Raw genomic sequence first — 24,446 nt, forward strand, 5'->3', positions numbered from 1 at the left:
TTATCATACGTCCCCCCGCCCCGCGCCCCCCCCCCCCGCGGGCGGGGGGGGGGCCCCCCCCCCCGCGCCCCCCCGCCCCGGTGGAGCGATGAGTCGGCTCAGGCGTCGGCCGAGTCCTCGGTCAGGTTCTTCACCAGGTTCGGGTCGACCGGAACGCCCGGGCCCATCGTGGTGGTGAGGATGACCTTGCGGAGGTACTTGCCCTTGGCCGCGGACGGCTTGGCCCGCAGCACCTCGTCGAGCACCGCGGCGTAGTTGTCCACCAGCTGGCTCTCCGAGAAGGAGGCCTTGCCGATGATCAGGTGCAGGTTGGAGTGCTTGTCCACCCGGAAGGTGATCTTGCCGCCCTTGATGTCCTGCACCGCCTTGGTGACGTCCATGGTCACCGTGCCGGTCTTCGGGTTCGGCATGAGACCGCGCGGGCCCAGGATCCGCGCGATCCGGCCGATCTTGGCCATCTGGTCCGGCGTGGCGATCGCCGCGTCGAAGTCGAGCCAACCACCCTGGATACGGGCGACCAGCTCGTCGGTGCCCACCTCGTCCGCACCCGCCGCGGCGGCCTCCTCGGCCTTCGCGCCGCTGGCGAAGACGATCACGCGGGCGGTCTTACCGGTGCCGTGCGGCAGGTTGACCACACCGCGGACCATCTGGTCCGCCTTGCGGGGGTCGACGCCGAGGCGCATGGCGACCTCGACCGTGGCGTCGAACTTGACGTTGGTGGTCTCCTTGGCCAGCTTCACGGCCTCGGCGGGGGTGTAGAGCTTCGACCGGTCGATGACGTCGGCGGCCTTGCGGTAGCTCTTGCTGCGCTGCATTGCTGATTACTCCTGTGGTCTCTGGCGGGCCGCTCGGCGCGAGCCCTCCCACGATCGGGTCGTCGGCGGAGGCCGACGTCAGTCGTTGACGGTGATGCCCATCGACCGGGCGGTGCCGGCGATGATCTTCTCGGCCTGGTCCAGGTCGTTGGCGTTGAGGTCGGCCATCTTCTTCTCGGCGATCTCACGCAGCTGGGCGCGGCTGACCGAGCCGACCTTGGTCGCCTGCGGAACGCCCGAGCCCTTCTGCACACCGGCGGCCTTGATCAGCAGCCGGGCGGCGGGCGGGGTCTTCAGCACGAAGGTGAAGGACCGGTCCTCGTACACGCTGATCTCGGCGGGGACGATGTCGCCCCGCTGGGACTCGGTCTGCGCGTTGTAGGACTTGCAGAACTCCATGATGTTCACGCCGTGCTGACCGAGCGCGGGGCCGACCGGCGGCGCCGGCGTGGCCTGGCCCGCCGGCAGCTGAAGCGTGAACGTCTTGACGAGCTTCTTCTTCGGAGGCATGTCACTTCCTGGGGCTTGGAGCTGGGAAAATGCGGCCGTCGCCGCCGCGGCTGGGCGCGCACGGTCAGCGCGATGCGACAGCGGCGACGTTCAAGAGTAGCGCACGCCGCAGCCCGCTCGTCCGCCGAGGTCGAGCGGGAGGGCGTACGCCGACGTCGGCGGCGGGCTGAGCCCGCCGCCGACGACCATCAGATCTTGGCGACCTGGTTGAAGTTGAGCTCCACCGGGGTCTCCCGGCCGAAGATCGACACCAGCACCTTGAGCTTCTGCTGGTCGGCGTTGATCTCACTGATCGTGGCCGGCAGCGAGGCGAACGCGCCGTCGGTGACGGTAACGGAGTCGCCGACCTCGAAGTCGAGGACCTTGATCTCCGGCTTCGCCTTCTTCTGCTCGGTCTCGACGGCCGGCGCCAGCCACTTCAGCACCTCGTCGAGCGACAGCGGCGCGGGCCGGTCGGCCCGGTCGGTCGCACCGACGAAGCCGGTCACACCCGGGGTGTTGCGGACACACGAGTAGGACTCGGCGGTCAGCTCCATCCGGACCAGGATGTAGCCGGGGAAGACCTTGGCCTGGACCTGCGAACGCTTACCGTTCTTGACCTCGACCTCTTCCCGGGTCGGCACCTCGACCTGGTAGATGAAGTCCTCCATGTCGAGGCTCGTGATCCGGGTCTCGAGGTTGGTCTTCACCTTGTTCTCGTAACCGGCGTACGAGTGCACCACGTACCAGTCGCCCGGCGCGTAACGCAGCTTCTGCCGCAGCTCGGCGACCGGGTCGTAGTCCTCGTCCGGCGCGGGCTCGGTGGTGGGGAACTCCGGCTCGCTGGCGGCCTCAACCGACTCGTCACCAGCCGCCGTCGCGACCGTGGACTGCTCGTCCACTTCTCCGGCGGTCTCGTCGTACTCAGGCACGCTCGCTCACTTCCGTCACTATCGGCTGGAGACAGCCGGTCAGTCCGAGTTGCCGAAGACGAACAACACGGCCTTGGCGAAGCCGTAGTCCAGCACGCCCACGATCGTCAGCATCACCGCGACGAACGTGACCACCACGGCGGTGTACGTCAGCAACTCCTTGCGGGTCGGCCAGATGACCTTACGCAGTTCGGCTACGACCTCGCGGAAGAACCGGGCGATGCGGCCGAACACGCCCACCCGACCGGTTTCCGACCTCGTGGTCGGCCGGCTGTCGGCCGATTCCGCCCGGGCGCGGGCCCGCGTCGCGGTGCCGCCCCGGGAGACCGGCTCGTCCGCGCCGGTGGCGTCGTCGTCGGCTACGTCGTCGACGATCTCATCGTCGAGACGATCGTCGCCGGCGTCCTCGCCGCGCCGCTTGTTGTCGGCCACTTCGCCCTCCGTCGCGGAATCTCGGGTCGCACGCCGGGCGGCGTACGCGGCGCTGGTCACGCCGGCCGAACCCAACCGTCCCGCGACGGGCCGCGGCCGGTGGTCCGACCGGGAGCCCCGATTGCCTCGGAACCACCCCGCCGATGCCACCACCACGGGCCGGACGCCGCCTTGTCGGCGGCGCGACCCACGGGAACGGTCAGGCCTGAGGCGCAGGGGTGACAGGACTTGAACCTGCAGCCTGCGGTTTTGGAGACCGCTGCTCTGCCAATTGAGCTACACCCCTGTGCGGCAACACTCGCCCCACGCGGTCACAGACGACCGTGCAGGGGTCACTTGCCCCACGGCGGACCAGTGTACGGGTAGGTGCCCGACTTTCCCAACCGGTCTCCCCGCCACGCGTGGCGAAGCCGATCCAGCGCGCCGCGCGGCCCCCGGTTCAGCGGGCCGGGCCGCCGTGCTCTCGCGTGCGTCCGGCCTCGGTTCAGCGCGCTGTGCGGATGAGCGCGCGCGCCTGCGACAGCACTTTGTCGCCCAGGCAGGTCGCGGTCACGTCCAGCCGGGTGAGGCCGTCCTCGGTCACCTCGCGGACCCGCGCGGTCACCTCGATCTCGGTCCCCTGGTCGTCGTCGGGGACCACCACCGGCCGGGTGAACCGGACGCCGTACTCGACCACCGCGTCGGGCGCGCCGGCCCACTCGGTGACCGCCCGACCGACCAGCGCCATCGTGAACATGCCGTGCGCGATGACCCCGGGCAGTCCCACCTTCGTGGCGACCCGGTCGCTCCAGTGGATCGGGTTGAAGTCGCCCGAGGTGCCGGCGTAGCGGATCAGGTCCGCCCGGGTCACCCGGAACGTCTTGGTTGGCAGTTCCATCTCAGGCCTCTCCACGGATGACGTACCGGGCCCAGACGGCGACCACCTGCTCCCCGGCGACGGTGCTCACGTCCGTACGGGTGGTGAGCAGGCCGTGCCCGCCCCGGTTGCTGACCTCTTCGATGGTGTTGACGCAGACCAGCTCGTCGCCCGCGACCACCGGCCGGTTGTACGCGAACCGCTGGTCGCCGTGGACCAGCCGGCTGTAGTCGACGCCCAGGTCCGGGTCCTCGATGATCTGACGGGTCGCGGCCATGGTGACGATCACCGGGAAGGTCGGCGGAGCGACCACGTCCGGGTGGCCCAGGGCCTGCGCCGCGGCCGGGTCGTGGTGAGCCGCGTCCGTGGCGCCGATGGCCGTGGCGAACTCACGGATCTTTTCTCGGCCCACCTGGTAGGGGGCGGTCGGCGGGTACGTGCGGCCGACGAAGGAAGGGTCCAGGGACATGCCGCGAACCTACACGGAAAGCACAACCGCCGATCTGGTCGGCAGGCTGCGGCGATGCCGCGCCCGACCGGTCAGATCGGCGGTTGGAAAGGCTTCGACGACGGCCGGCTGTGCCGGCCGGCGGTCAGCGGGTCTCGCGGTGAACCGTGTGCCGGCCGTCGCGCGGGCAGAACTTCTTCATCTCGATGCGGTCGGGGTCGTTCCGGCGATTCTTGCGCGTGATGTAGTTGCGCTCCTTGCACTCCACACACGCCAAAGTGATCTTCGGCCGGACATCGGTAGCCTTCGCCACGGCGGAGTGCCTTCCTCGCTAACGGAAACAACTACGACGCGTCAGCCTAGACGCTGACTGCGCGGACATGCAAAGTGGGCGCCAGTGGCGCCCATCTCAACGACCACCGGGAACCAGCCCGGAAGACGAGAGTAGCGGTGGCCGGACTTGAACCGGCGACACAGCGATTATGAGCCGCTTGCTCTGCCATCTGAGCTACACCGCCGCGGTGGGTCCAGCTGAACCCTCGAGCCCCCTTACGGAATCGAACCGTAGACCTTCTCCTTACCATGGAGACGCTCTGCCGACTGAGCTAAGGGGGCCTGCGCGATCTCCCCGTGGGGCGCGCAGAAGTAGAATACACGGCAGGGGTCGGCAGGTGAAATCGGATCCCCGGCGGCCGGATCTGCGCAGCTCAGGGCACCACACGCAGGCGTGGAAGCTCTCCGCCGGAGATCGTCTCCGGGTCCACCTGAGCGCCGAACCAGGCGGCCAGTCGCTCGTACGGCAGCGGCCGACTGAACAGGAAGCCCTGACCGATCTCGCACCCGATGTCCTGAAGAAGCTCCAGGGTCAGTTCGCTCTCCACACCCTCGGCGACCACGGCCAGACCGAACTGCTGGGAGAGCGTCACCACCGCGTTGACGATCGCCAGGTCCCCCGGGTCGGTGGCCATGCCCTGCACGAAGGAGCGGTCCACCTTCACCTCGTGCACCGGCAACCGGCGCAGGTGGGCCAGCGAGGAGTCGCCGGTGCCGAAGTCGTCCACCGACAGCCGGACGCCGAGGTCGCGGAGCCGACGCAGCGTCGGGATGGGCCGGTCCGTGCCGTCCAGCACCCCCGACTCGGTGATCTCCAGGGTGAGGCGTTGCGCCGGGACCCGGTACTCGGTCAGCAGCTCCTGCACCCGGTCCGGGAAGTGCTGGTCGGTGAGCGTGCGGGCGGCGAGGTTCACGGCGATGGGCAGCGGCTGGTCCGCCTCGGCCCAGTCCCGGCTGCGCCGCAGCCCTTCGCGGAGCACCACCTCGGTGAGCCGACTCAACTGGCCGGTGTGCGCGGCCACCGCCACGAAGTCCTCGGGAGCGACGGTGCCGTGCGTCGGATGCTCCCAGCGGGCCAGACACTCGACACCGACCAGACGCCGGTCCCGCAAGGTCACCTTCGGCTGGAAGTAGACCTCCAGCTCGCCCTGGTCCAACGCCTGGCGCAGGTCACCGGCGAGACCCAGCCGGCGCAACGACCGGGACTCCAGGCCCGGGTTGAACAACTGCACGCTGCCCGGCACCGACTTGGCGGCGTTCGCCGCCAGGTCGACCCGGAGCAGCAGGGTCGCGGCATCGCTGCCATGTTCCGGGTGTACGGCCACACCCACGGCGGTGTTCACGTCGAGGGTGAGCGCGTCGAAGACCATCTCGTCACGGATCTGGTCGCGCAGCTGTTCGGCCAGTTCGAGTGCCGCCTCGGCGCTCTCCAACCGAAGAGTCACCAGGAACTCGTCGCCGCCCGCACGACCGACCAGAGCCGACGACGGAGCGCTCGCCCGCAGTCGGTTGGCGACCTCGACGAGCACCTTGTCCCCCGCAGCGTGGCCGAGGGACTCGTTGACCTGCTGCAACCCGTCGACGTCGAACAGCAGCAACGCCACCACCTCGTCGGGCGCGCCGATCTTGACTGACTCGTCCAGGGCGGCGGTGATGCGCCGCCGGTTGGGCAGCCGCGTCAGGGTGTCGTGGTACGCGTCGTGCCGCAGGCGGTCGACAAGACGCGAATTCTCGAGCGCCACCGCGGCATGCGCGGCCACCGTCTCGAAGACCGCGATATCCGCAGAACTGAAGTTGTTGCCGTCGCCGAGCCGGTTGGCAACCTCGAGGGTCCCGATGACGACCTCACCCGACCGCAGCGGCACCACCACCGCGTCCTTGATCCGCCGCTCGGCCAGCTCCGCGCGGAACTCTCCGTCGGTCGTCACCCCACGGCCCACCGCAACGGTACGTCCGGTCTCCTGGACCCGTTCGCGGATCATCGCCGGCGTGAGCGCCAGGTCGAGCAGGCCCGGGTCGTCCACCCGCGCGGTCAACAGGGTCTCGGGGTGCCTTCCCTGGGCGGGCAGCCACAGCGTCGCGTACTCCACCTGCATCAGCGCGCGGACCCGGCCGAGCAGCGCGTCGGCGAGCGTGCCGCTGTGCCCGCTGCCGACCACGGCGCGGGTCAGGTCGTACAGGTCGGTCAGGGTGCGGTGCTGGCGGAAGAACTGGGCGTAGGCCCGGTAGACCAGAGCAAGGCCGGCACCGAGGGCTGCCAGTAGGAGCAGCGACCACCACGTGCTACGGACCAGAATCAGCACGATCAGGCCGACCGACACGTTGATCGCCGCGGTGAGCACCGCCGGCGTGGCGGTACGCAACGTCCCGCGCCCGGTCTGCCAACCGTGCAGCAACGTGTGTACCGCCGCCACGCTGGCGTAGCTGATCAGGATCACCATGCTCACGGCGGCGAAGATGCTGCCCCAGGTGCTCGGACCGACGCCCTCCATGGGAGGGAACGCCTGGAGGACCAGGACAGCCAGCGACGTTCCCGCGGCGGCGCGCGCCACGTTGAACCACACCTTCGGCGCCGAGAACCGCTGCCTGGTGTGGGTGATCAGGGAGCTCAACGTGTAGATGACCACCACCGTCAGCGGTGGCAGAAAGTACAGCGCGAGAACCATCGGCAGCTCGGTGAGCGTGACACCGATCGTCTGCCGCCGCACCACCAGACTGAGCAGCGGCAACCCCGCCACGATCATGATGACGAGAAGGAGCATTGCCTCGGGCCAGTCGCCGAAGGGCTCCTTCGCGATCAACCCGGTGGCGGTGGCACAGACGACCGCGATCAGCGCGAGGGGCGCGGTGATGATCCACGCGTCCTCGGATGACCGTCGCCGGGGTTGACCATGACCGCTCATGGCGCTCCTTCGGATTGACGCCGAGCGGTCACGATACCGTCACTACGTCGATGGTGCCTTCCACCCGAACGGGCAAACAGGATGATCACCCCGAGGCAACCGCCTCACTGCCAGACGATGTCAGCTGCCTGCGCCGTCGGCACGGGCTTGTCGGCGGTGGACACGGTCTGCCAAACGATGTCGCCAGCCTGAGCGCCGCCCCCTGAGCTGCTGCCGAGATCAACACTGGCGATGCCGCTCACGAGTGCGGCGAGGGTGAGAAGTGAGCCAAGCAGCCGGCCCAACCTAAGACCAGACATGATTGCTCCTGTCGGAAAATGTCGTGGGGGTGGTGGAGGTTCCACGATCGTGCCACAGTGCGGGCAGCCAGAGAAGTGGTGGACAGCCCGATGGGCCCCACCGTCTGTAACTTCCCGCCGTTCGGCCCACCGCCCCCACCGCACCGGAGCAGATCACGGCCGTGCAGGGCAGGTCAGCGCTTCACACAGCGTCGAATACGACCTTCACCACAAATTCGGCGCTGTCGCGTCAGAGCACCAGATCCGACATCTTGGTCACTGTGAGTGACGCCTCCAGGAGATGCGTTCGCGTCGTGCGTTCGGCGTCCAGCCATCGACCACCATACCGGGTCTTCGCCAATAGGCCAGCCCCCGAGTCGGATTCCATCCTGGTGACCCGACGCACGTCCGAGCGCCTCAAGCGACGCGTTTCCGCAGCTCAAGCCGGCCAGGAAGCAACAACCAGGGGTCCTGCACGTCCGAGAGAAAGGACGTGGGGAGTCGCGGGCTCCGCGGGTTCAGGCCGCTTCCCACTTGTCGCTCGCGCAACCGACCTCGAAGCTCCACCAACCCTCCGCCTCGCCGAGTCGCAGGGTCGCCTTGATGGCCGGGAAATCCGCGGCCGCCGGCAGCCCTCCTGCGGCACGAACCTGAACCAGACCTTGATGAGGTGGTCTCCGGCAGGTGGGTCACGGTCCGGTGCTGGCGAGGACACGCCCGCATCATTCTCTGGAAGGGTGGCGCTCCCACCACACACCACCGCCGGACGAACTCGGTCGGCGAACCACCGGGCACCTCCGCCCGGCGAGCCGGTATCTCGAAAGGCGACGCCAGGCTTGGCAGCGTCTCCGATCAGTCGTCCTTCGGCATCGGCCACACATCCCGGGAGTCGTTCAGGGCCCCTCCCGGAGGTGGCTCGACCGTCAGGGACTTCAGAGCACGCGGCAGAGAGGTAACCCCACGCCTCAACGCCCGCCACAGCAGCGCCGCCACGTACACCAGGGCGAAGAGCGCAGCGGCGACCAGCGCCAACAGCAGCACGAGGCCGACCATTCCTGTCATCACTCGAACATTCTGACCAGCCGAGCGCCACGACGGGCACCGTGGCTGATCTTGTCGTTCCTGGTGTCGCCTCCTCGTCGACGCAGTTGGCGTAGACGCGGAGCAGAACGGCGACGCCGTGGCTCAGACGCCGGCGACCTCGGTCGGCGAGGCGCCGGCATGCAGCCAGAGCGACGCCATCGCGAGGCGCAGGTCGTAAGGACGGCGGACGGGCGGCGGGGCTACCTGCGATTCGGTCAGCGCCTTCTCTCGGGCGAGCTTCCTCCACCGGCCGTAGACCGACTCGGAGGGCGGCCCGCCGTGCAGGCCCCCGGAAGAAGCGCGCATCCGGGCCGACCCTGTCGTTGTCGACATGGCTGGACTCAGCCGGACTCGGCTAGATCAACGACAACGGCCCCTGATCAGCATCTCTGCTGGTCAGGGGCCGTGTCTGCACCTGGTGGCGGGTAGAGGATTCGAACCTCTGTAGCTTTCGCGACGGATTTACAGGGCGTCCGCGATCTTGGCTTGGGCATAGTCACTGAGCTGCCGTTTCTGCCGTCCAATCGCCTGTCCGGGAGAGAGCCGCCCACCATCTGCCCACGGATGGAACTTGCCCCCAGGACGCCCCTCGCGGCTACAGCGTCATCCGAACCGACTCGATGAGATGCCAACTCGCGATGCTCGCCACCGTCGACACCGCAGCGGCCATCATGAAGACCCGCGGTGAGACCGGTGGCCGGCGGAGCCGTAACGCCACGAGGGCGGCCGCAGCCGCAAGGAGAATTTGCACCGCTGCCGCTCCCAGCCTCGTCCACACGAAGAAATCCATGGGGCCGACCCAGACGAACGCGATGAAGAGGACGGTGTAGGCCGCCTCCCCGGCGAGCAGCCCGAGCGCTACGCCGAGAGCGATGCCGGCGTTGCGGGTAGTGCCCGTCCTGAAGACGTGGGCGAGGTAGCCAAGCACCAATCCGCCAACCAACGAACCAACCAGCCAGAAGGCCGACGCGCGCATGATGGAGCCGAGCCCGTCCGGTGGTGGCGCCGAATCGCTGAGCCATTGCCGACTCAGCGAGGCAACGAGGCCGTAGTAGGTCAGGGTCGACAGGGCGAGTGTGCCGACCCCAGCGACAAGAGCTGATCTGAAAGTCGGGGCGTAGTAGCTCACGACGAGGGCCACCACACCCCAGGCGAATCCCGAGCTGAAGGCTGGCACGAGGACCCTGCCCACAGCTTCCGGCACGAGGTCGGCAGCAAACGCCGCCACCCCCAGGGCGACTCCCGCGAAGACCGGGGGAAGCACCTCACGCCGTACCGACCGTCTGCCGACGGTCCTCAACTCCGTCATTCGGGCACCGTCGGACAATTGAGGTTCATGCTTGCTGCCTGCGGACGGTCGACTGCGAACATCACCTGACGTGCGGCGAACTCCTCGAACGTGTCGACCCGCACCATGCCAAGGGCTTCCAGGAGCCGGACCGATCGAAGGTTCACCTCCTGTGTGACGGCGACCAGCCGGGGTGCGTCCGGGAACCGGTCGAAGGCAAGGCCGACGGCCGCAGCGCACCCTTCTCGGGCGTAGCCACGTCCCCACCACTCCGGCAGGAAGACGTAGGACAGTTCCAGATCCCCCGTCCGGTACCGGCCGAGGTGGCACCAACCGACGATCTCTCCGGAACTCCTCGTCACCATCAGCCCGCCCGTGTGGTCACCCATTCGCCGGTCGGCCGCCACCTCGTCAGACACCGGGCCGCCGAGGTAGCGCCGCATCACCGGGTCCTGCCACATCCGCTCAAGCACCGGCAGGTCAGACGATCGGACCTCCCGCAGCACGAGACGTTGGGTCCTGGCCAGCGCCTCGCCGGACTCGGTACTCATCGCGTCATCCTCCACCAGTCCCTCACTCATCCAAGGAGTCGGACGCTGAGTACATCGATCCCCGCGGCTGGATAACTCTGAGACAACGCCAACTCGACGGCGGACCATGTCCCGATGCTTAAAGAGGACGCTCTCGCCCGACTCCAGGACGCCGCTGTCTTCTGGAGCGTCGGTTCCGGCACCGCGGCCCAGGTGATCGAAGCCGCCTGCGACTGCCTCACCGCGGGTATAGACAGCCCGACTCTCGGGATCCTCGCCGGCATCTCGCCTGTGAAGGGCGAGGAGAATGACGATCTGCGGCGTTGGCTCGAAGGCGCACTGTCGGAACTCTCTCTGGATTACTACGGTGAGGGAAGCCGAGAGAGCGGGGAGGAAGCCCTCCGAATCATGGCCCGGCGACTGCTCGCACAGACCATCGCGCCCCGTGATCTCACCTCTTGGGCATACCGATTCATCTCCTATGACGGCACTCCGCTGGCAGCCGAACTGATCGCGTTGGACAACGCCTACGACCTCGTAGCCGCCATCCACGACTGGCAACCGCACACCAGCACCGCAACCAGGGATATCGACGCGGACGTCGTCGACGAAGCTCGGCGCCTTCTCGGCCACGCAACGACCGCCGAGACGGACTGAAGCATGGACGCTCATCCGAGTGCGTCCCCGATCTTGTCGTTCATGGTGTCGTCGCCGCCGTCGATGCAGTTGGCGTAGACGCGGAGCAGGACGGCGACGCCGTGAACCAGGCGCCGGGCTACCTCGGTCGGCGGGACGCCGGCATTCAGCCAGAGCGAGGCCGCCGCGTGCCGCAGGTCGTAGGGACGCCGGACGAGCGGCGAGGCCACCTGCGATTCGGTCAGCGCCTTCTCGCGGGCGAGCTTCCACCACCGGTCGTAGACCGACTCGGAGAGCGGCCCACCGTGCAGGCCCCGGAAGAACCGACCGTCCGGGCCAACCCCGTGATTCTCGACGTGCGCGCACAGCAGCTCGACGAGCCGAGGCGGGATCGGGACCGTCCGAGTCTCCGCCCTCCCCCGGTGCTTGAGTCCGCGCCGCTCGTGGGAGCCGCCGTCATCGTCCAGTGCGAGCCGGCCCGCGGGGAGGTGCCGGCGAGCACCAGGCGGCCCCAGCGGTATTCGATCTTCTCGTGGTCGCAGGACCGGGAAGGCTTGACCGCCGCCAGGTCGTCGAAGTCGGCCCCGCAGTCGGCGCACCGGGCCGGCAAGGTCACAGTCTTCCCGTCGTAGGTCCGCGGCTTCCGATGGACGCATCCCCGCGTAGTAGAGGCAGCCGAAGAAGGCGGTGACCTTGTCGGCGCGTTTGCCGAGAGATTTCACCGCCTCCAGCAGCGTGGCGACCTGGGCCGGGTTCGCCACCACCCGCCGGTCGATGGACTGCGCGACCTCGGGGGCGGTCCACTGGACCCGGTCGACCGGGTTGGAGGCGATCAGCTCCAGCTCGACGGCGTACCCAAGGACGTTGTAGAAGGTGGCCCGCTTCCGCTGGACGGTGGAGGCAGCCGCGGGCTTGCCGTCGAGGCGTACGCACAGGCTGTCCAGGACTCGGCGGACCATGGCGGGCGAGTCCAGCTCGACGACCGGGAGCGACGCGGTTTCCAGCCAGGCCAGCGCCGCCGCGTGGTCGGCCGGGATCTCGTCGGACCAGCGGCGCGGGTTGAGGCCGTAGAGGTACAGCGCCTCGCGGAGCAGAGCGTCAGTCGGTCGACCCCGCTTGGTCGGGCGGGTCAGGGTCACCGTGATCGAGGTCAGCGCTTCGACGATCGAGCGCCGGGTCTTGGCCGCCGCCCGGGGCCACTTCATCTCGACGTACGCGCGGCTGTGCGCGTACCAGGTAGTGGGGTTCTTGGTTCTGGCCTCGGGGACCGGGCGGCCGGTGGCCGGGTCGAAGGGCTCCCCCGCGTTGGCCGCCTGGACCAGCTCGGCGCGGAAGGAGTGCGCGAGGGCCTTGGTACGGAACATGTCTTCGAAGCGTTGGCCGCTCACCGCCCAGCGGACCCGCCAGGGCCGAGCCTTCCGGTCGGCGCTTGGCGATCTCCCAGATCTGGACCTCGTAGCTCTTCACGCGGCGTCCTGCTCCAGGTCACCGAGCCACCGACCGAGCGCCGAGCGGCCGACCCGAAGCTGCCCGTTCGGCGACCCGCGAAGACAAGTGCCCGCCGTGCGCCAAGATGAACCGCCGGCTACGGCAACCCCGGCCGAGGAGCAGCCGGGGTCGGGGCGGATTCGAGACCGGGCAGGGTGGGAGCCGTCATCGGCCCACCCCCACAGCGAGGCGAATGCGGTGGTCCCGGGCGCAGGTCCGCCGGTACTGTCCCGGGCTCACCAAGAATCCGAACGGCGAGGTCGAGATGAACAGCGATGACGGTACGACGGTGCTGTGGCGCCCAACCGGGCCGAAAGAGCTGGATCTCGTCCGCGAGTCCGGATGGCTGAAGTGGCCGCCGCGCCTGCCGGATCAGCCGATCTTCTACCCGGTCCTGAACGAGGACTACGCGGTCATGATCGCCCGGGACTGGAACGTGCCCGCGTCCGGCGTCGGCTACGTGACCCGCTTCCGGGTCGAGTCGGAGTTCCTGAGTCGGTACCCGGTCCGCCAGGCCGGCGGAAAGACCATTCTGGAGCTGTGGGTGCCGGCCGAGGAGCTGGACGAGTTCAACGCTCACATCGTCGGACTGATCGAGGTCGTGCACGAGTTCCGGTAGCCGCCACCCGGCGGCGAGGGTGGCCGTCATCGGATGATCCCGACGACTTGGGGCCGATTGGGCTGGACGACAGCGGCTGGAGGCAGCACCGCAACTGATGCCGGCGGCATCACCGGAGCTTGCGGCACGGGTTCGGCGGTCTCCGGCTCGTCGTCCCAATCGCCCTGCGGCTGATCGGGCTCGGGGGCCGGCGGGGTGGTGGGTGCGCTGGACAGGACGACCTTGACCAGGGCGAGGAAGGCCAGCGACGGCACGGCCGCGACGATCCAGCCCCAGATGGACGGTTCGGCTTCGGCGACCTGGGCGGCGAGGGAGAGCAGTGCGAACGCGATCAGGAGGACGCCGACCAGGCCGACGGGTCGGCCATCTTGGCGGCGGGCGCGGATCTCCAGGCCGAGGTAGATGGCCATCAGCTCGACGGCTACGGCGTTGGCCCAGCCGATCCAGTCAAGTTGGCCGTGAGCGACGGTCAGGCCATGGACATGGGTGAAGGCCGCAGCGCCGGCCATGGTGCCGATGGCGAGCAGGATCAGCACCCAACAGGTTCATGCGTCGGTCCGACTCGAACCCGGGTCCGCGAGGGGCGCCGGTAACGGCCGCGCGACGCTAAGTTGTGTGATCTGTCGCGTGTGGAGTGAGGTTGAACGTGAGCGATCGTGAGAAGCCGTCCCAGGACCGCCTTCGTCAGCATCTCGGCAGAGGGGAATGGGCCGGGATCGGAGCTGTCGTTGGGCTTCTTAGCGCTCTTGTCGCCCTGCTTGCATGGCTGTTCCCCGTGAAGGATGACCCGAGAGCCTCATCGCTTCCCAATCCATCCGCCATGCCAACCAACAGCCTGAGCCCCTCCTCCACTCACAGCACGAATACGGGAACACCCACGTCTTCTGCGACTCTGGGCAGCGGTGATGCATCGCCCACTTCAACGGGGGAGCCGAAACGAGAGGTGGTGCATAGCAGCGGCAGCCCCCGCCTCCAGACCCTTAACGAGTACGGAGATGATGATTTCCAGAATGCCGACTACTGGGATATGGACGATAACGAGATTCGCTATACCGCAGCCGGCACCACGGATCTCGCGCTTAACGAAGGCTCCCTTGGTGGAGTCAACGGAACCATCTTCGCGTCACCGCCGAGTGGGCAACCGACATTGCAAGAATGCACTCAAATCGACAACAACGCATGGTCATCGCTAGCTACGGCATCGCAGCTACGAGCAGGCTCCTCATTCTGCGTACGCAGCAGCGAGGGCCGCCACGGCAAGCTAGTGGTAACGAAGTTGAGCATGTGCGAGAAATTCCTCGAGTCGGAGAAGGACCGCGAGCGCTTCGCGGGAGATATATGCGTTTTAGAGGTCAGTTTCTTGGTTTGGGAGTGATACTGGGCGAGCGTGGGGCGCTCTGGTCGGCACCTTGATCGGCCTGCTCTGGCCTGGCGCATCGATGCGCCGACCGGCTGACACTTGACTAAGCGAGATGTCTCGTCCCGCGTGTGGTCCGCCCCCCAACGCTGCTGCCGATTCCTTCTGTATTGGATCAAGGCTCCGCACGGCGCGGGGGCGGTAACCCGGCCGGCGGCAAGCCGCCCCGGCCGCCTCCGGCGCCGGGGCGGCAAGCCACCGACTGCCGCCGGACCGCCGCCCCGAGTCTGTCGATCCGCCCGACGACACGATCACGGCCAGGCGGTACGGAAGCCGAGCGGGTCGGCCTCGTCGAAGATCAGGGCTTCCGACTGCCGCGCCAGCCCAACCCCGGGACTGGCTTGCCCCCGGTCCCTCTCCCGCCGCCGGCGACACCTCACCGCAGACCTCTCAGCCGATCGCCACATGCACGGACTCCGCCAGGCGAGGACCAGACGCCAGCCGCAGCGTTTAGAGCCCCAGGAGGACCCTCAGCAGGCAAGATCGACCTGCGCACCATCTGCCCACAACCAGTCGTCATCGGCTGGACTCGGCTAGATCAACGACAACGGCCCCTGATCAGCATCTCTGCTGGTCAGGGGCCGTGTCTGCACCTGGTGGCGGGTAGAGGATTCGAACCTCTGTAGCTTTCGCGACGGATTTACAGTCCGCTCCCATTGGCCGCTCGGGCAACCCGCCAGGGCACCCCACCGCGTCGCAACGCGGCGGCGGAAGCAAGGATAGCGGCTCACCCCGGGACCGGTGCAACCGGGTACGGTCAGGGGGTCGTGCCGCTGGTGGGCGGCCGACTGCACGTCCCAGACCGCCGGACAGCAGGAGCAGAAGCATGCCAGCGAACCCGTCTTTCGACATCGTGAGCAAGGTCGACCGCCAGGAGGTCGACAACGCCCTCCGGCAGGCGGAGAAGGAGCTCGCGACGCGGTTCGACTTCCGCGGTACGGGCGCGGAGATCTCCTGGTCGGGTGAGGAGGCGATCGGCCTTCAGGCGGAGACCGAGGAGCGGGTCCGCGCCGCTCTGGACGTCTTCAAGGAGAAGTTGGTCAAGCGGAACATCTCGTTGAAGTCGTTGGACGCGGGTGAGGCGCGCGCATCCGGCAAGGTGTTCAAGATCGACTGCAAGGTGATCCAGGGCATCGAGACGGACAAGGCCAAGGCGATCAGCAAGAAGATCCGCGACGAGGGCCCGAAGGGCGTTCAGGCGCAGATCCAGGGCGACCAGCTGCGCGTCACCGGCAAGAAGCGGGACGACCTCCAGGCGGTCATCTCGCTGCTCAAGGGTGAGGACTTCGGCGTCGCCCTTCAGTTCACGAACTACCGGTAAGACCCGATCACGTCTGCCGGTGCCATCGTGGATCACTTGTTGTGACCTCGGTGGACGTCGTCGCCAACGGTCGTCCTTGGTCGCTGCTGTTCAGCGCCCGACGGGCGGGCGGCGGCCTGGCCCGCATCCGCTACGGTCGCATCGTGGATCCTCGATCTCGGCGCGCGGACACCGGACGAATACTGGGCACGCTGTCGCTCGTCGTTGGCTTTCTGACCTCGCTACTCACCCTGTCAGCGGGCTACGACGGCCGGGCGCCGCACTTCGTCGCGTTCCTCCTCGTGCTGACCGGCATCGGCCTACGGATCGAGGCGGCGATCACCGACCGAAGGCCGTAGCCCTCGACGTCGGCCGTGACCGACCGAAGGTCGGTGGCGAGGCCGCAACGCCCGTACCCGCGCCGATCCGTCAGCGGTCGACGCGGTACCAGTGGGCGGTCTCACCGGGAATCGGCGTCAACCGGACCCGCGCGCCACCCGGGTCGTCGAACATGGGTACGCCGTCGCCGAGCAGCACCGGCGCGAAGAAGATCAGGATCTCGTCGAGCAGACCGGCCCGCAGGCACTGCTTGGCGACGTCCGCGCCGAGCACGTTGACGTACTTGTCGCCGGCGGCCTCCTTGGCCTGCGCGACGGCAACGTGTAGGTCGTCGGCGAAGGTGACGCCTTCGGACGGCTCGGTGGGTGGACGGTGGGTCAGGACGATCACCGGCCCGTGGTACCGGCCGCCGAAGGCGCCTTCGCTGTCGGTGCCACGGTTCGGGTCGTCGCCGCCGAAGGTGCGGTTGCCGGCGAGGATCGCGCCGATGTTGGCCAGCAGACGGTCGGCGGTCGGGTTTTCACCGCTGAGGTGTTCGGTGAGCCAGGACATGTCACCGCCGGGGCCGGCGATGTAGCCGTCGAGTGACGCGGTTGCCGAGTAGAGCAGCTTGGCCATGGTTCCCCTCTCGTCGACGCTCAGTCTGGCGCACCCCACCGACATCGCCGGAAAACGTCGGAGAAGGTCAGATCGGGACGGGCGCGTCGGCGCGTACCGCCTGGTTTTCCGCTCGGGCGATGGGCCCGGCGGGCAGCGCGGCGACCGCGGCCGCGACGGCCACCGCCGCGCCCGCGAAGACGAAGGCCCACGGCACGCCGCCGGCGTGGTCCACGATCAGGCCGGCCACCGCGCCGCCGGCGGCGCTCGCCGCCACGGCCACCGTGACCACCCAGGTGTACGCCTCGTTCAACATGCCCGCCGGGGCGATCCGGCCGACCAGGGTGTTCTCCAGGGTCAGCGCCGGAGCGATGACGGCCCCACCGACGACCAGCGCGACGCCCAACGCCAGCGGCGTGGGCATGAGCGCGAACACCACGAACGTGCCGGCCAGCGCGGCGAGCAGCAGGGCGAACTGGCGGGTCATGTTCGGCGGGGGGCGGCGGACGCCGAACCAGAAGCCGCCGATGGCGCTGCCGACCCCCCAGACCGCCAGCAGCAGCCCGGCGAGGCTCTCCGGGTCGTCGGTGGTGGCGTTGCCGGCGTACGCGGGGACGATGACACCGGCGGCGCCGAACGCGATGCCCAGTCCGGCGACGCAGAGCAGCAGTGCCGGGAAGCCGGCGACCCGTAGCGGACCGAGTCCCCGGGCGTGGTGTTCGCGCGGGTGGGGCCGCCAGTCGCGCATCACCCGGCCGAGGGCGACGGCGGTGGTGCCGACCAGGGTGACGACCGCCGCCCCGATCAGCGCGGCCGCCGCGTCGGCGACCAGCACGAACCCTGCCACGAGCAGCGGGCCCAGCACGAACACGATCTCGAACAGCGAGGTCTCCGCCGCGAGGGCGGTGTTGCGCAGGGCGTACCGGCCGGAGGCGGGGCTGGTCAGTTCGTTCCAGGCGCCGCGGATGGCGGCGGTCAGCGGCGGGTACGTCGCGCCGGCGACGCCGGCCGTCAGGTAGATGGCGGCGAGGGCGTCGTCGCCGGAGCGGCTGGCCAGCAGCAGCCCGGTGAGCGCCAACGGGTGGGCCACGGCGGTGACCAGCAGCACCGGGCTCGGACCGACCCGGTCGGCGATGCGTCCGGCCACCGGGCTGAGCGCGGCGCCGGCGACGGCGTAGATGCCGCCCGCGATGGCGGCCAGGGAGTAGCGCCCGGTCACCTGCTCGACCACGAGCAGCAGCGCCAGCGGCGTCATGCCGATGCCGAGCCGGCCGATGATGCCGGTGACCAGCAGGATCGGCGCACCGGGGATCCGCCAGACACCCAGGTACTGGCGCAGTGCGGCCACGAGGTGTACCTCCGCTGGGACAGGTAACGGGTAGAAGCCCTGTCGACCCTAACGTCCGAGGTCAGGCCATGGATGGTCGATCCGCTCACAGCAGCGCGGAGGCCGGGACTGACCGAGCGGTCACAAAGGGGGTAGGTTGCTGATCGAATTGGGTCCATACGCCGGCACCGCACGATGAGGCAGGAGGTCCGATGTCCGGGACTACCACCGCACCTCTGCGAGTCGAGATCTATTCGCTGTACGGCGACGCGAAGCCCAGTGAGGCCGCCTCGCCCAGCCTGCGCGGCTCCCTGCCCGCCCGGGCTGTCCAACAGTGCCCGCCGGTCGCCATCGCCTCGGGGTTCGGCTGGTACGTCTACCCGCCAACCGACTTCGCGCTGCGCTGGGACGGGCAGGACACCGAGTGGGCGCTGCTGGCGGAGAACGAGCCGGCCCAGTGGCGTTCGCTCGCCGGTGGCTACGACGGCAAGCTGCCGGACGCGGCCGGCCAGTTGCAGGCGGCGCCCGAGCAGTTCCACGGTGACCTGGACATCTTCGACAGGTACGGCGCGAGCATCCCGTTCCTCGACGCCGACCCGCGCGCCGCCAACACGATCGAGCTGGTCGCCGGCGTGGTGGCGCGTACGTCCCCCGGCTGGTGCCTGATGGCCCGGGGCGTGCCGAACTGGCCCGCTCAGCGCGGCGTGCAGCTCTACGAGGGCGTGGTCGAGACCGACTGGTACACCTCGTTGCTGCCCACCATCCTGCGGCTCACCGAGGTGGGGCAGGTGGTGCGCTTCTACCGGAACATCCCTCTCATGTGCCTGCAACCGGTGCACCGGTCGACACTGGAGGCCTTCCGGCAGGCCGAACTGGTCACCGGGGAAGGGCTGCCGGCATGGCCGGAGGACGTCTGGTCGGACTTCGTGGCGCTGCGCCGCCGCCGCCAAGATCCGGAGATCCGCAGCAGCTACCGCCGGGAACAGGCCCGCCGGGTGCGGGAGAACGCCGCCTACCAGCCGATCGGGGTAGCGGAAGCGGACCAGCCGACCTGATGCCCGACACCGACGCACAGCTCACGCCGTCGCCCGGTTACCGAGCGCTGTTCCGGCATCCGGTCGCTTCCCGTCTGGTCATCGCCCGGGGCATCTCGGAGCTGGGTGACTTCGTGGGCCTGGCCGCTCTGCTGCTGCTCGCGTACGACCAGACGAACTCCGTCCTCGGCCCGGCCGCGGTCTACGCCGCGCGTACCCTGCCGGCCCTGCTGGTCGCCACGGTGTTCAGCGGCTGGCTGGACGTGCCGGCCCGCCGTACCCTGCTGGTCTGGCTGTCGGTGGCCGGCGCCGCGCTGATCGCCGTTCCCGCGGCGGTCCCCGAGCCGCTGCCGGCGATCGTCGCGGCGGGCCTGCTGGGCGCGGTACGGGCCGCCTACGCGAGCGTCAACGTGGCCGTCGCCGCCGAGGCGGTGGACGCTCCGCTGCGGCTGCCGCTGTTCGGCCTCAGCGCCTTCGCCAACCAGGCGGGCCAGGTGGTCGGCCTGCTCGCGGGGGCCAGTCTGACGGTGGCCCTCGGCTCCCGGGTGGCGCTCCTGATCGACCTCGGGTCGTTCCTGATCGCCGCGGTCGTCCTGGCCGGACTGCCGAAGCGCCCCCACCAGGTACGCGGGCCGCGTCCACCGGCGACCGCAGGCGTGCGCATCATCGCCCGCCATCCGGTGCTGCGGGGCGTCGCCCTGCTCACCCTGGCCACGGTGCTGTCCGGCGCGCTCCCGGAGACCCTCGCCCCGGATCTGGCCGGCGGGGCCTGGCGTCCCGCCGTGCTGGCGGCGTCGGCGTTGGGAGGTGCCATCTTCGTGCTGGTGGTGGGCCGGTCGCGGTGGTTGGGCCGGTTGGCCGGTCAGGTGGCCGTCGCCGCGGCGCTGGCCGGCGCGCTGTTGCTGACCGGTGTCCTGGTCGCCGTCGACGCGCCGCTGGGGGCGCTGACGGTCGGCAACGCGTTGATCGGCGCGGGCGGCGGTTGGTTGATCGGGGCGCAGGCCACGTTCGCCCGGTTGGCCCCACCGGAACGGATGGGGCAGGTCGAGGCGACGATCGTCGCGGCGAACATCGTCACCTCGGGGATCGGCATCTTCCTGCTGGGTGGCGTGGCCGCCGTGCTCTCGCCCGGCGCGTCGTACCTGACGGCGGGCGTCGTCCTGCTCGCCGTCGTGCTGCTGACCCGTCTGGATCGGCCGCCCGCACCGGAGTGACCTGGAAACGACTCCGCCCGCGTCCGTGAGCGGACGCGGGCGGAGTACGGGGTTCGGCGGGTCAGCGCTGGAACTGCACCGGCCCCGAGTTGGCGGCCATCCGCTCCAGGCGGGCGACCCGGTCCTCCATCTTCGGGTGGGTGGAGAAGAGGGCGGCCACCGCGCCACCGGCGAACGGGTTGGCGATCATCAGGTGGGCGCTGCTGGTGAGCGTGCCCTGAGCCGGCAGCGGACGTCGCCGGGCCACGGCATCGATCTTGCGCAGGGCGCTGGCCAGGGCCAGCGGGTCCCGGCTCAGCTCGGCGCCGGACTGGTCTGCCTGGAACTCGCGGCTGCGGCTGATCGCCAACTGGATCACGGTGGCCGCGATCGGGCCGAGGATCAGGGTCAACAGCAGGACGGCCGGGTTCGGCGAGTCCTCGTCGTCCCCGCCACCCAGCGGGATGAACCAGGCGATGTTCGCCAGGAACGTGATGATGCCGGCCAGGCCGGCCGCGACGCTGGAGATCAGGATGTCCCGGTTGTAGACGTGCGACAGCTCGTGCCCGATCACACCGCGCAGCTCCCGGTAGTCCAGGATCTCGGTGATGCCCTGGGTCACGCAGACCGCCGCGTGCTGCGGGTTACGCCCGGTCGCGAACGCGTTCGGCTGGGCGGTCGGGCTGACGTACAGGCGCGGCATCGGCTGTTGGGCCTCGGTCGCCAGTTCGCGCACCATTCGGTACAGCTCGGGGAACTGTGCCTCGCTGACCGGTTGCGCCCGCATCGAACGCAGCGCGATCTTGTCGGAGTAGAAGTAGGAAATGCCGTTCATGACCAGTGAGATGAGGACGGCGATGACCAGGCCGCCACTGCCACCGAACCCGTAGCCCACCGCGAGGATCAGCGCGGTGAGCAGGCCGAGCAGCGCGGCGGTCTTCAGACGGTTGTGGTGCACGATCTCTCCTTCGGTGCGCGGATCGCCTCGATCCGCTGACCGGTACAACAACCCGATACCCGTCAACCATCCGTCGGAACGCTGAGAGTTGACTGAGACCCGCTCAGCGGGCGGCGAGATCCAGCACGAGCTGCGGGGCGACGCCGAGCACCACGGCGGCCACCGTGGCCACCGCCAGCACCACCGCCACCACACCCACCAGGGGTACGGCCACCACGCCGTCTCCGCCCGGCGCGGGGCGCGGCGTCCACAGGCCGGCCGTCACCCGCAGGTAGTAGGCGAGCCCGAGTACCGCGTTCAGCGCCACCACCAGCGCCAACCAGGCCGCGCCGCCGTCCAGCAGCGACCGGACCACCGTCACCTTCGCGAACAACCCGGCCAGGCCCGGTGGCAGTCCCGCGAGACCCACCAGCGCGAGGCCGAGGGCGGCGCCGCGCCACGGGTGCCGGCGCGCGGCCCCGCGCAGGTCGTCAAGCGTGCCGCCGTCCGCCCCCCCCGGGCGCAGCGCGGTCACCCCGGCGAACGCCGCCAACTCCAGCACCACGAAGAACACGGCGTACGCCACGGCGGCGGCGTACGCGGCCGACCGCGCCTCGCCCGTGCGGCCGGCGGCCAACGCAAGCGCGCCCAGCGGGGCGAGGATGTATCCGGCCTGCGCGACCGACGACCAGGCGAGCAGGCGGACGGTACGCCGCTGACGCAGCGCCACCAGATTGCCGACGGTCATCGTGAGCACCGCCAACAGGGCGAGCACCGGTCCGGTCCGGTCCGCCGGCAGCGCCCGCTGCACCACGGCCAGCACCGCCACCAGGCCGCCCAGCTTCGACGCCGTCGACAGGTACGCGGCCACCGGCAGCGGAGCGCCGTCGTAGGTGGCCGGCGCCCAGGCGTGGAACGGCACCGCCGCCACCTTGAAGGCCAGCCCGAGCAGCAGCAGCGTCACGGCGGCGGTGGTCAGCGGCAGGTCGCGCAACTCCGGTCGCTCGGCCAGCAGCGCGCCCACCCGATCGAGGTGCAGCCCGCCGGTCACCGCGTACAGCAACGCCGCGCCGAGCAGCGTCAGCGTGGTGGCGACCACGCTGACCACGAAGAACGTCACCGCCGCCTCGGCGCTGGCCAGGCTGCCCCGGCGCAGGCCCACCAGCACGTACAGCGGCAGGGTCAGCGTCTCCAACGCCACGATCAGGGTGATCAGGTCGCCGGCCGCGCCGAGCACCACGCCGCCGGTCATCGAACAGGCGAGCAGGAAGGCGTACTCCCCCACCGGTGACCGACCGTCCCGCAGCGCCGGCACGGACAGCCCGAGCACGCCCAGGGTGAGCAACGCCACCACCGCGCCGACCAGGGCCGCCCGGCCACCGAAGACCCACGAGCAGTCCGCGCCGACACAGAACGTCCGCCGCTCGCCGCCCGCGCCCACCAGCGCCGAGAAGACGGCCGTGCCGAGCGCCCCGAGCGCGGCCACCGCGACCGTGGCGCGGGGCCGCGCCAGCACGAGGTCGACCACCAACACGAGTACGGCGGTGCCGGCGGCCAGGTACGCCGGGAGCAACGCGATGCTGTCCACGCTCTGCACGACGCTCATCGGGCCGCCTCCGGTCGCGGCGCGCTTCTCGTGCTCACCTGTGGATCACCTCGATGAGGGCGTCGACGGGCGCCTCGGCGACGCCGAGGACCAGCGCCGGAACCAGACCGATCGCCAACGCGAGCAGCACCAGCGGCGCCCACGCGGTCAGCTCCGCGCCGGCCAGACCCGCGCCGACGCCGCCCACCGCAGGGCTTGGCCGGCCGTGGGTGACCTGGCGCAGCAACCGCAGGAAGTACGCGGCCGTGAGCGCGCCACCGACCGCCGCGAGCACCCCGAGGGTCAGCCACAGCGGGCCGCCCACCTGAATCGCCGCGACCACCGCGAACGCCTCCCCCCAGAAGCCGGCCAGCCCGGGTAGGCCCAGCGACGCGACGGCCGCGAACGCCAGCAGACCGGCGAGGCGGGGCGCGGTCTCCCGAAGCCCGGACAGCTCGGCGAGCGCGCCCGTGCCGGTGCGGTCCTTCACGGCCCCGGCCAGGAAGAACAGCAGGCCGGTGATCACCCCGTGGGCCACGTTGCCGATCAGGGCCGCCTGGACGCCGGTGGCGGTCAACGTGGCGACGCCCAGCAGGACGAAGCCCATGTGCCCCACGCTGGAGTACGCGATGAGCCGCTTCACCTCGACCTGGGCCAGGCAGACCAGCGAGCCGACCAGGATCGCGGCGACCGCCAGCACCCCGAGCACCGGGGCGGCCCAGCGGGCGCCCTCCGGGGCCACCCCCACCGCGACCCGGATCAGCCCGTACGTGCCCATCTTGAGCAGCACCCCCGCCAGCACCACGCTGCCCACCGTCGGGGCCTGCGTGTGCGCGTCGGGTAGCCAGGAGTGCAGCGGCCAGAGGGGACTCTTCACCGCGAACGCGAGCGCGAACAGCGTGAACGCGGCCAACTGGGTGCTCCGGGACAGCCCGGCCCCGCCGGTCAGGGCCACGATGTCGGCGGTGCCCGCGGCGGCGACCACGACGTACACGCCGACCAGCAGCAGCACCGAGCCGACGAGGGTGTACAGCACGAACTTGCGGGCCGCCCGACGCCGGTCGACGCCGCCCCAGCCGGCGATGATCGCGTACATCGGCAGCAGGACGACCTCGAAGAACAGGAAGAACAGCACCAGATCCAGCGCGAGGAACGTGCCGAGGATGCCCACCTCGACGACCAGCAGCAGCGCCACCAACGCCCGGCCGCTGCCGCCCTCGGGCACCCGCCACAGCGAGTACGCGCAGCAGAGCAGCGTGAGCAGCGCCGTCAGCACCACCAGCGGCCAGGAGATGCCGTCGACGCCGAGATGGAAACGCAGATCCAGGCCGGACGCCCAGGGCAGGTCCACGTCGTGCCAGGGGCGCACCGCCGGCGTGCCGGCCGACCAGGCGAACCAGCCCCGTCCACCGGACACCAACGCCACGGCGGCCAGCAGGGTCAGCGCCGCCGCGACCGTACCGACGATCCGCGCCACCCGGTCCCGGGGTGTCGCCGCCACCGCGACCGCGCCGAGCGCCGGCACCACCAGCACGGCGACGAGCAGCACCTGTCCGAACGTCATCGGACCGCCTCTCTTCGCGACTG

27 protein-coding genes and 4 tRNA genes are annotated in these 24,446 nt (G+C 69.8%); 7 read left to right on the plus strand and 24 right to left on the minus strand.

Annotated features, from left to right (window positions below):
* Window positions 1-98: 98 nt before the first annotated feature.
* From rplA to AB0I89_RS31065, 16 genes are all read right to left on the minus strand, one after another.
* Window positions 99-815, minus strand: coding sequence for a 50S ribosomal protein L1 (gene rplA / locus AB0I89_RS30990; RefSeq protein WP_355053306.1), 717 nt, complete (start codon window positions 813-815; stop codon window positions 99-101).
* A 78-nt stretch (window positions 816-893) separates the two neighbouring features.
* A complete protein-coding gene (gene rplK, locus AB0I89_RS30995; RefSeq protein WP_355053307.1) occupies window positions 894-1,325 on the minus strand; it encodes a 50S ribosomal protein L11 in 432 nt (143 codons plus the stop codon).
* A 188-nt stretch (window positions 1,326-1,513) separates the two neighbouring features.
* The gene (gene nusG, locus AB0I89_RS31000; RefSeq protein ID WP_355053308.1) at window positions 1,514-2,236 is read right to left on the minus strand and encodes a transcription termination/antitermination protein NusG; all 723 of its coding nucleotides are present in this window, start codon (window positions 2,234-2,236) and stop codon (window positions 1,514-1,516) included.
* A 39-nt stretch (window positions 2,237-2,275) separates the two neighbouring features.
* Window positions 2,276-2,668 (minus strand): preprotein translocase subunit SecE, encoded by a 393-nt coding sequence (gene secE, locus AB0I89_RS31005; protein WP_357134040.1) that lies wholly within the window; start codon window positions 2,666-2,668, stop codon window positions 2,276-2,278.
* 213 nt (window positions 2,669-2,881) lie between these two features.
* Window positions 2,882-2,954 (minus strand) — tRNA-Trp (locus AB0I89_RS31010).
* Window positions 2,955-3,152: 198 nt separating this feature from the next.
* Window positions 3,153-3,545, minus strand: coding sequence for a MaoC family dehydratase (locus tag AB0I89_RS31015; protein ID WP_357134042.1), 393 nt, complete (start codon window positions 3,543-3,545; stop codon window positions 3,153-3,155).
* A gap of 1 nt (window position 3,546) precedes the next feature.
* On the minus strand, window positions 3,547-3,993 hold the full coding sequence (locus tag AB0I89_RS31020) for a MaoC family dehydratase N-terminal domain-containing protein (RefSeq protein WP_357134045.1): 447 nt from the start codon (window positions 3,991-3,993) through the stop codon (window positions 3,547-3,549).
* Window positions 3,994-4,117: 124 nt separating this feature from the next.
* Window positions 4,118-4,285, minus strand: a complete 168-nt coding sequence (gene rpmG, locus AB0I89_RS31025) for a 50S ribosomal protein L33 (RefSeq protein ID WP_341717669.1) — start codon at window positions 4,283-4,285, stop codon at window positions 4,118-4,120.
* Window positions 4,286-4,417: 132 nt separating this feature from the next.
* Window positions 4,418-4,490: transfer RNA gene (locus AB0I89_RS31030), tRNA-Met, on the minus strand.
* Between the two features lie 24 nt (window positions 4,491-4,514).
* Window positions 4,515-4,587: transfer RNA gene (locus AB0I89_RS31035), tRNA-Thr, on the minus strand.
* Window positions 4,588-4,679: 92 nt separating this feature from the next.
* Window positions 4,680-7,208: a bifunctional diguanylate cyclase/phosphodiesterase gene (locus AB0I89_RS31040; RefSeq protein WP_357134049.1), complete on the minus strand. Its 2,529-nt coding sequence runs from the start codon at window positions 7,206-7,208 to the stop codon at window positions 4,680-4,682.
* A gap of 104 nt (window positions 7,209-7,312) precedes the next feature.
* Window positions 7,313-7,450, minus strand: a complete 138-nt coding sequence (locus AB0I89_RS31045) for a hypothetical protein (protein WP_357134051.1) — start codon at window positions 7,448-7,450, stop codon at window positions 7,313-7,315.
* Window positions 7,451-8,338: 888 nt separating this feature from the next.
* Window positions 8,339-8,548, minus strand: coding sequence for a hypothetical protein (locus tag AB0I89_RS31050; RefSeq protein ID WP_357134054.1), 210 nt, complete (start codon window positions 8,546-8,548; stop codon window positions 8,339-8,341).
* Between the two features lie 123 nt (window positions 8,549-8,671).
* Window positions 8,672-8,875 (minus strand): hypothetical protein, encoded by a 204-nt coding sequence (locus AB0I89_RS31055; RefSeq protein ID WP_357134056.1) that lies wholly within the window; start codon window positions 8,873-8,875, stop codon window positions 8,672-8,674.
* A 289-nt stretch (window positions 8,876-9,164) separates the two neighbouring features.
* The gene (locus tag AB0I89_RS31060; protein ID WP_357134059.1) at window positions 9,165-9,878 is read right to left on the minus strand and encodes a DUF6518 family protein; all 714 of its coding nucleotides are present in this window, start codon (window positions 9,876-9,878) and stop codon (window positions 9,165-9,167) included.
* On the minus strand, window positions 9,875-10,408 hold the full coding sequence (locus tag AB0I89_RS31065) for a GNAT family N-acetyltransferase (protein WP_357134061.1): 534 nt from the start codon (window positions 10,406-10,408) through the stop codon (window positions 9,875-9,877). Before AB0I89_RS31065 ends, AB0I89_RS31060 begins: the two co-directional genes overlap by 4 nt.
* A gap of 114 nt (window positions 10,409-10,522) precedes the next feature.
* On the opposite strand from AB0I89_RS31065, the gene AB0I89_RS31070 reads away from it, so the two are divergent.
* Window positions 10,523-11,044, plus strand: a complete 522-nt coding sequence (locus AB0I89_RS31070; RefSeq protein WP_357134064.1) for a hypothetical protein — start codon at window positions 10,523-10,525, stop codon at window positions 11,042-11,044.
* 11 nt (window positions 11,045-11,055) lie between these two features.
* Here the strand turns inward: AB0I89_RS31070 and AB0I89_RS31075 are convergent, their stop codons facing one another.
* Window positions 11,056-12,387: a site-specific integrase gene (locus AB0I89_RS31075; RefSeq protein ID WP_357134066.1), complete on the minus strand. Its 1,332-nt coding sequence runs from the start codon at window positions 12,385-12,387 to the stop codon at window positions 11,056-11,058.
* A 389-nt stretch (window positions 12,388-12,776) separates the two neighbouring features.
* On the opposite strand from AB0I89_RS31075, the gene AB0I89_RS31080 reads away from it, so the two are divergent.
* On the plus strand, window positions 12,777-13,130 hold the full coding sequence (locus tag AB0I89_RS31080; RefSeq protein ID WP_357134069.1) for a hypothetical protein: 354 nt from the start codon (window positions 12,777-12,779) through the stop codon (window positions 13,128-13,130).
* Window positions 13,131-13,156: 26 nt separating this feature from the next.
* On the opposite strand, the gene AB0I89_RS31085 is transcribed toward AB0I89_RS31080, so the two are convergent.
* On the minus strand, window positions 13,157-13,666 hold the full coding sequence (locus AB0I89_RS31085; RefSeq protein WP_357134072.1) for a DUF2637 domain-containing protein: 510 nt from the start codon (window positions 13,664-13,666) through the stop codon (window positions 13,157-13,159).
* Between the two features lie 110 nt (window positions 13,667-13,776).
* Here AB0I89_RS31085 and AB0I89_RS31090 point away from each other — a divergent pair, with 110 nt between their 5' ends.
* The gene (locus tag AB0I89_RS31090) at window positions 13,777-14,505 is read left to right on the plus strand and encodes a hypothetical protein (protein ID WP_357134075.1); all 729 of its coding nucleotides are present in this window, start codon (window positions 13,777-13,779) and stop codon (window positions 14,503-14,505) included.
* 636 nt (window positions 14,506-15,141) lie between these two features.
* Here AB0I89_RS31090 and AB0I89_RS31095 read toward each other — a convergent pair.
* A tRNA-Tyr gene (locus AB0I89_RS31095) sits at window positions 15,142-15,225 on the minus strand.
* A 148-nt stretch (window positions 15,226-15,373) separates the two neighbouring features.
* Between AB0I89_RS31095 and AB0I89_RS31100 the strand changes: the two genes are divergently transcribed.
* Together AB0I89_RS31100 and AB0I89_RS31105 are read left to right on the plus strand one after the other, a co-directional pair.
* Window positions 15,374-15,868: a YajQ family cyclic di-GMP-binding protein gene (locus AB0I89_RS31100; protein WP_357134078.1), complete on the plus strand. Its 495-nt coding sequence runs from the start codon at window positions 15,374-15,376 to the stop codon at window positions 15,866-15,868.
* A gap of 41 nt (window positions 15,869-15,909) precedes the next feature.
* The gene (locus AB0I89_RS31105; RefSeq protein WP_357134081.1) at window positions 15,910-16,206 is read left to right on the plus strand and encodes a hypothetical protein; all 297 of its coding nucleotides are present in this window, start codon (window positions 15,910-15,912) and stop codon (window positions 16,204-16,206) included.
* Window positions 16,207-16,276: 70 nt separating this feature from the next.
* Here the strand turns inward: AB0I89_RS31105 and AB0I89_RS31110 are convergent, their stop codons facing one another.
* Together AB0I89_RS31110 and AB0I89_RS31115 are read right to left on the minus strand one after the other, a co-directional pair.
* Window positions 16,277-16,804, minus strand: coding sequence for a dihydrofolate reductase family protein (locus tag AB0I89_RS31110; RefSeq protein WP_357134084.1), 528 nt, complete (start codon window positions 16,802-16,804; stop codon window positions 16,277-16,279).
* A gap of 67 nt (window positions 16,805-16,871) precedes the next feature.
* Window positions 16,872-18,131, minus strand: a complete 1,260-nt coding sequence (locus AB0I89_RS31115; protein ID WP_357134086.1) for an MFS transporter — start codon at window positions 18,129-18,131, stop codon at window positions 16,872-16,874.
* 191 nt (window positions 18,132-18,322) lie between these two features.
* On the opposite strand from AB0I89_RS31115, the gene AB0I89_RS31120 reads away from it, so the two are divergent.
* Together AB0I89_RS31120 and AB0I89_RS31125 are read left to right on the plus strand one after the other, a co-directional pair.
* The gene (locus AB0I89_RS31120; RefSeq protein ID WP_357134089.1) at window positions 18,323-19,165 is read left to right on the plus strand and encodes a DUF6065 family protein; all 843 of its coding nucleotides are present in this window, start codon (window positions 18,323-18,325) and stop codon (window positions 19,163-19,165) included.
* On the plus strand, window positions 19,165-20,358 hold the full coding sequence (locus tag AB0I89_RS31125) for an MFS transporter (RefSeq protein WP_357134092.1): 1,194 nt from the start codon (window positions 19,165-19,167) through the stop codon (window positions 20,356-20,358). Before AB0I89_RS31120 ends, AB0I89_RS31125 begins: the two co-directional genes overlap by 1 nt.
* Window positions 20,359-20,419: 61 nt before the next feature.
* On the opposite strand, the gene htpX is transcribed toward AB0I89_RS31125, so the two are convergent.
* From htpX to AB0I89_RS31140, 3 genes are all read right to left on the minus strand, one after another.
* Window positions 20,420-21,295, minus strand: coding sequence for a zinc metalloprotease HtpX (gene htpX, locus AB0I89_RS31130; protein WP_357134095.1), 876 nt, complete (start codon window positions 21,293-21,295; stop codon window positions 20,420-20,422).
* A 103-nt stretch (window positions 21,296-21,398) separates the two neighbouring features.
* The gene (locus AB0I89_RS31135) at window positions 21,399-22,880 is read right to left on the minus strand and encodes a proton-conducting transporter membrane subunit (protein WP_357134098.1); all 1,482 of its coding nucleotides are present in this window, start codon (window positions 22,878-22,880) and stop codon (window positions 21,399-21,401) included.
* 34 nt (window positions 22,881-22,914) lie between these two features.
* Window positions 22,915-24,423: an NADH-quinone oxidoreductase subunit M gene (locus AB0I89_RS31140; RefSeq protein WP_357134101.1), complete on the minus strand. Its 1,509-nt coding sequence runs from the start codon at window positions 24,421-24,423 to the stop codon at window positions 22,915-22,917.
* Window positions 24,424-24,446 lie beyond the last annotated feature (23 nt).

The organism is Micromonospora sp. NPDC049801 (assembly GCF_040656575.1).
Classification (GTDB): domain Bacteria; phylum Actinomycetota; class Actinomycetes; order Mycobacteriales; family Micromonosporaceae; genus Micromonospora.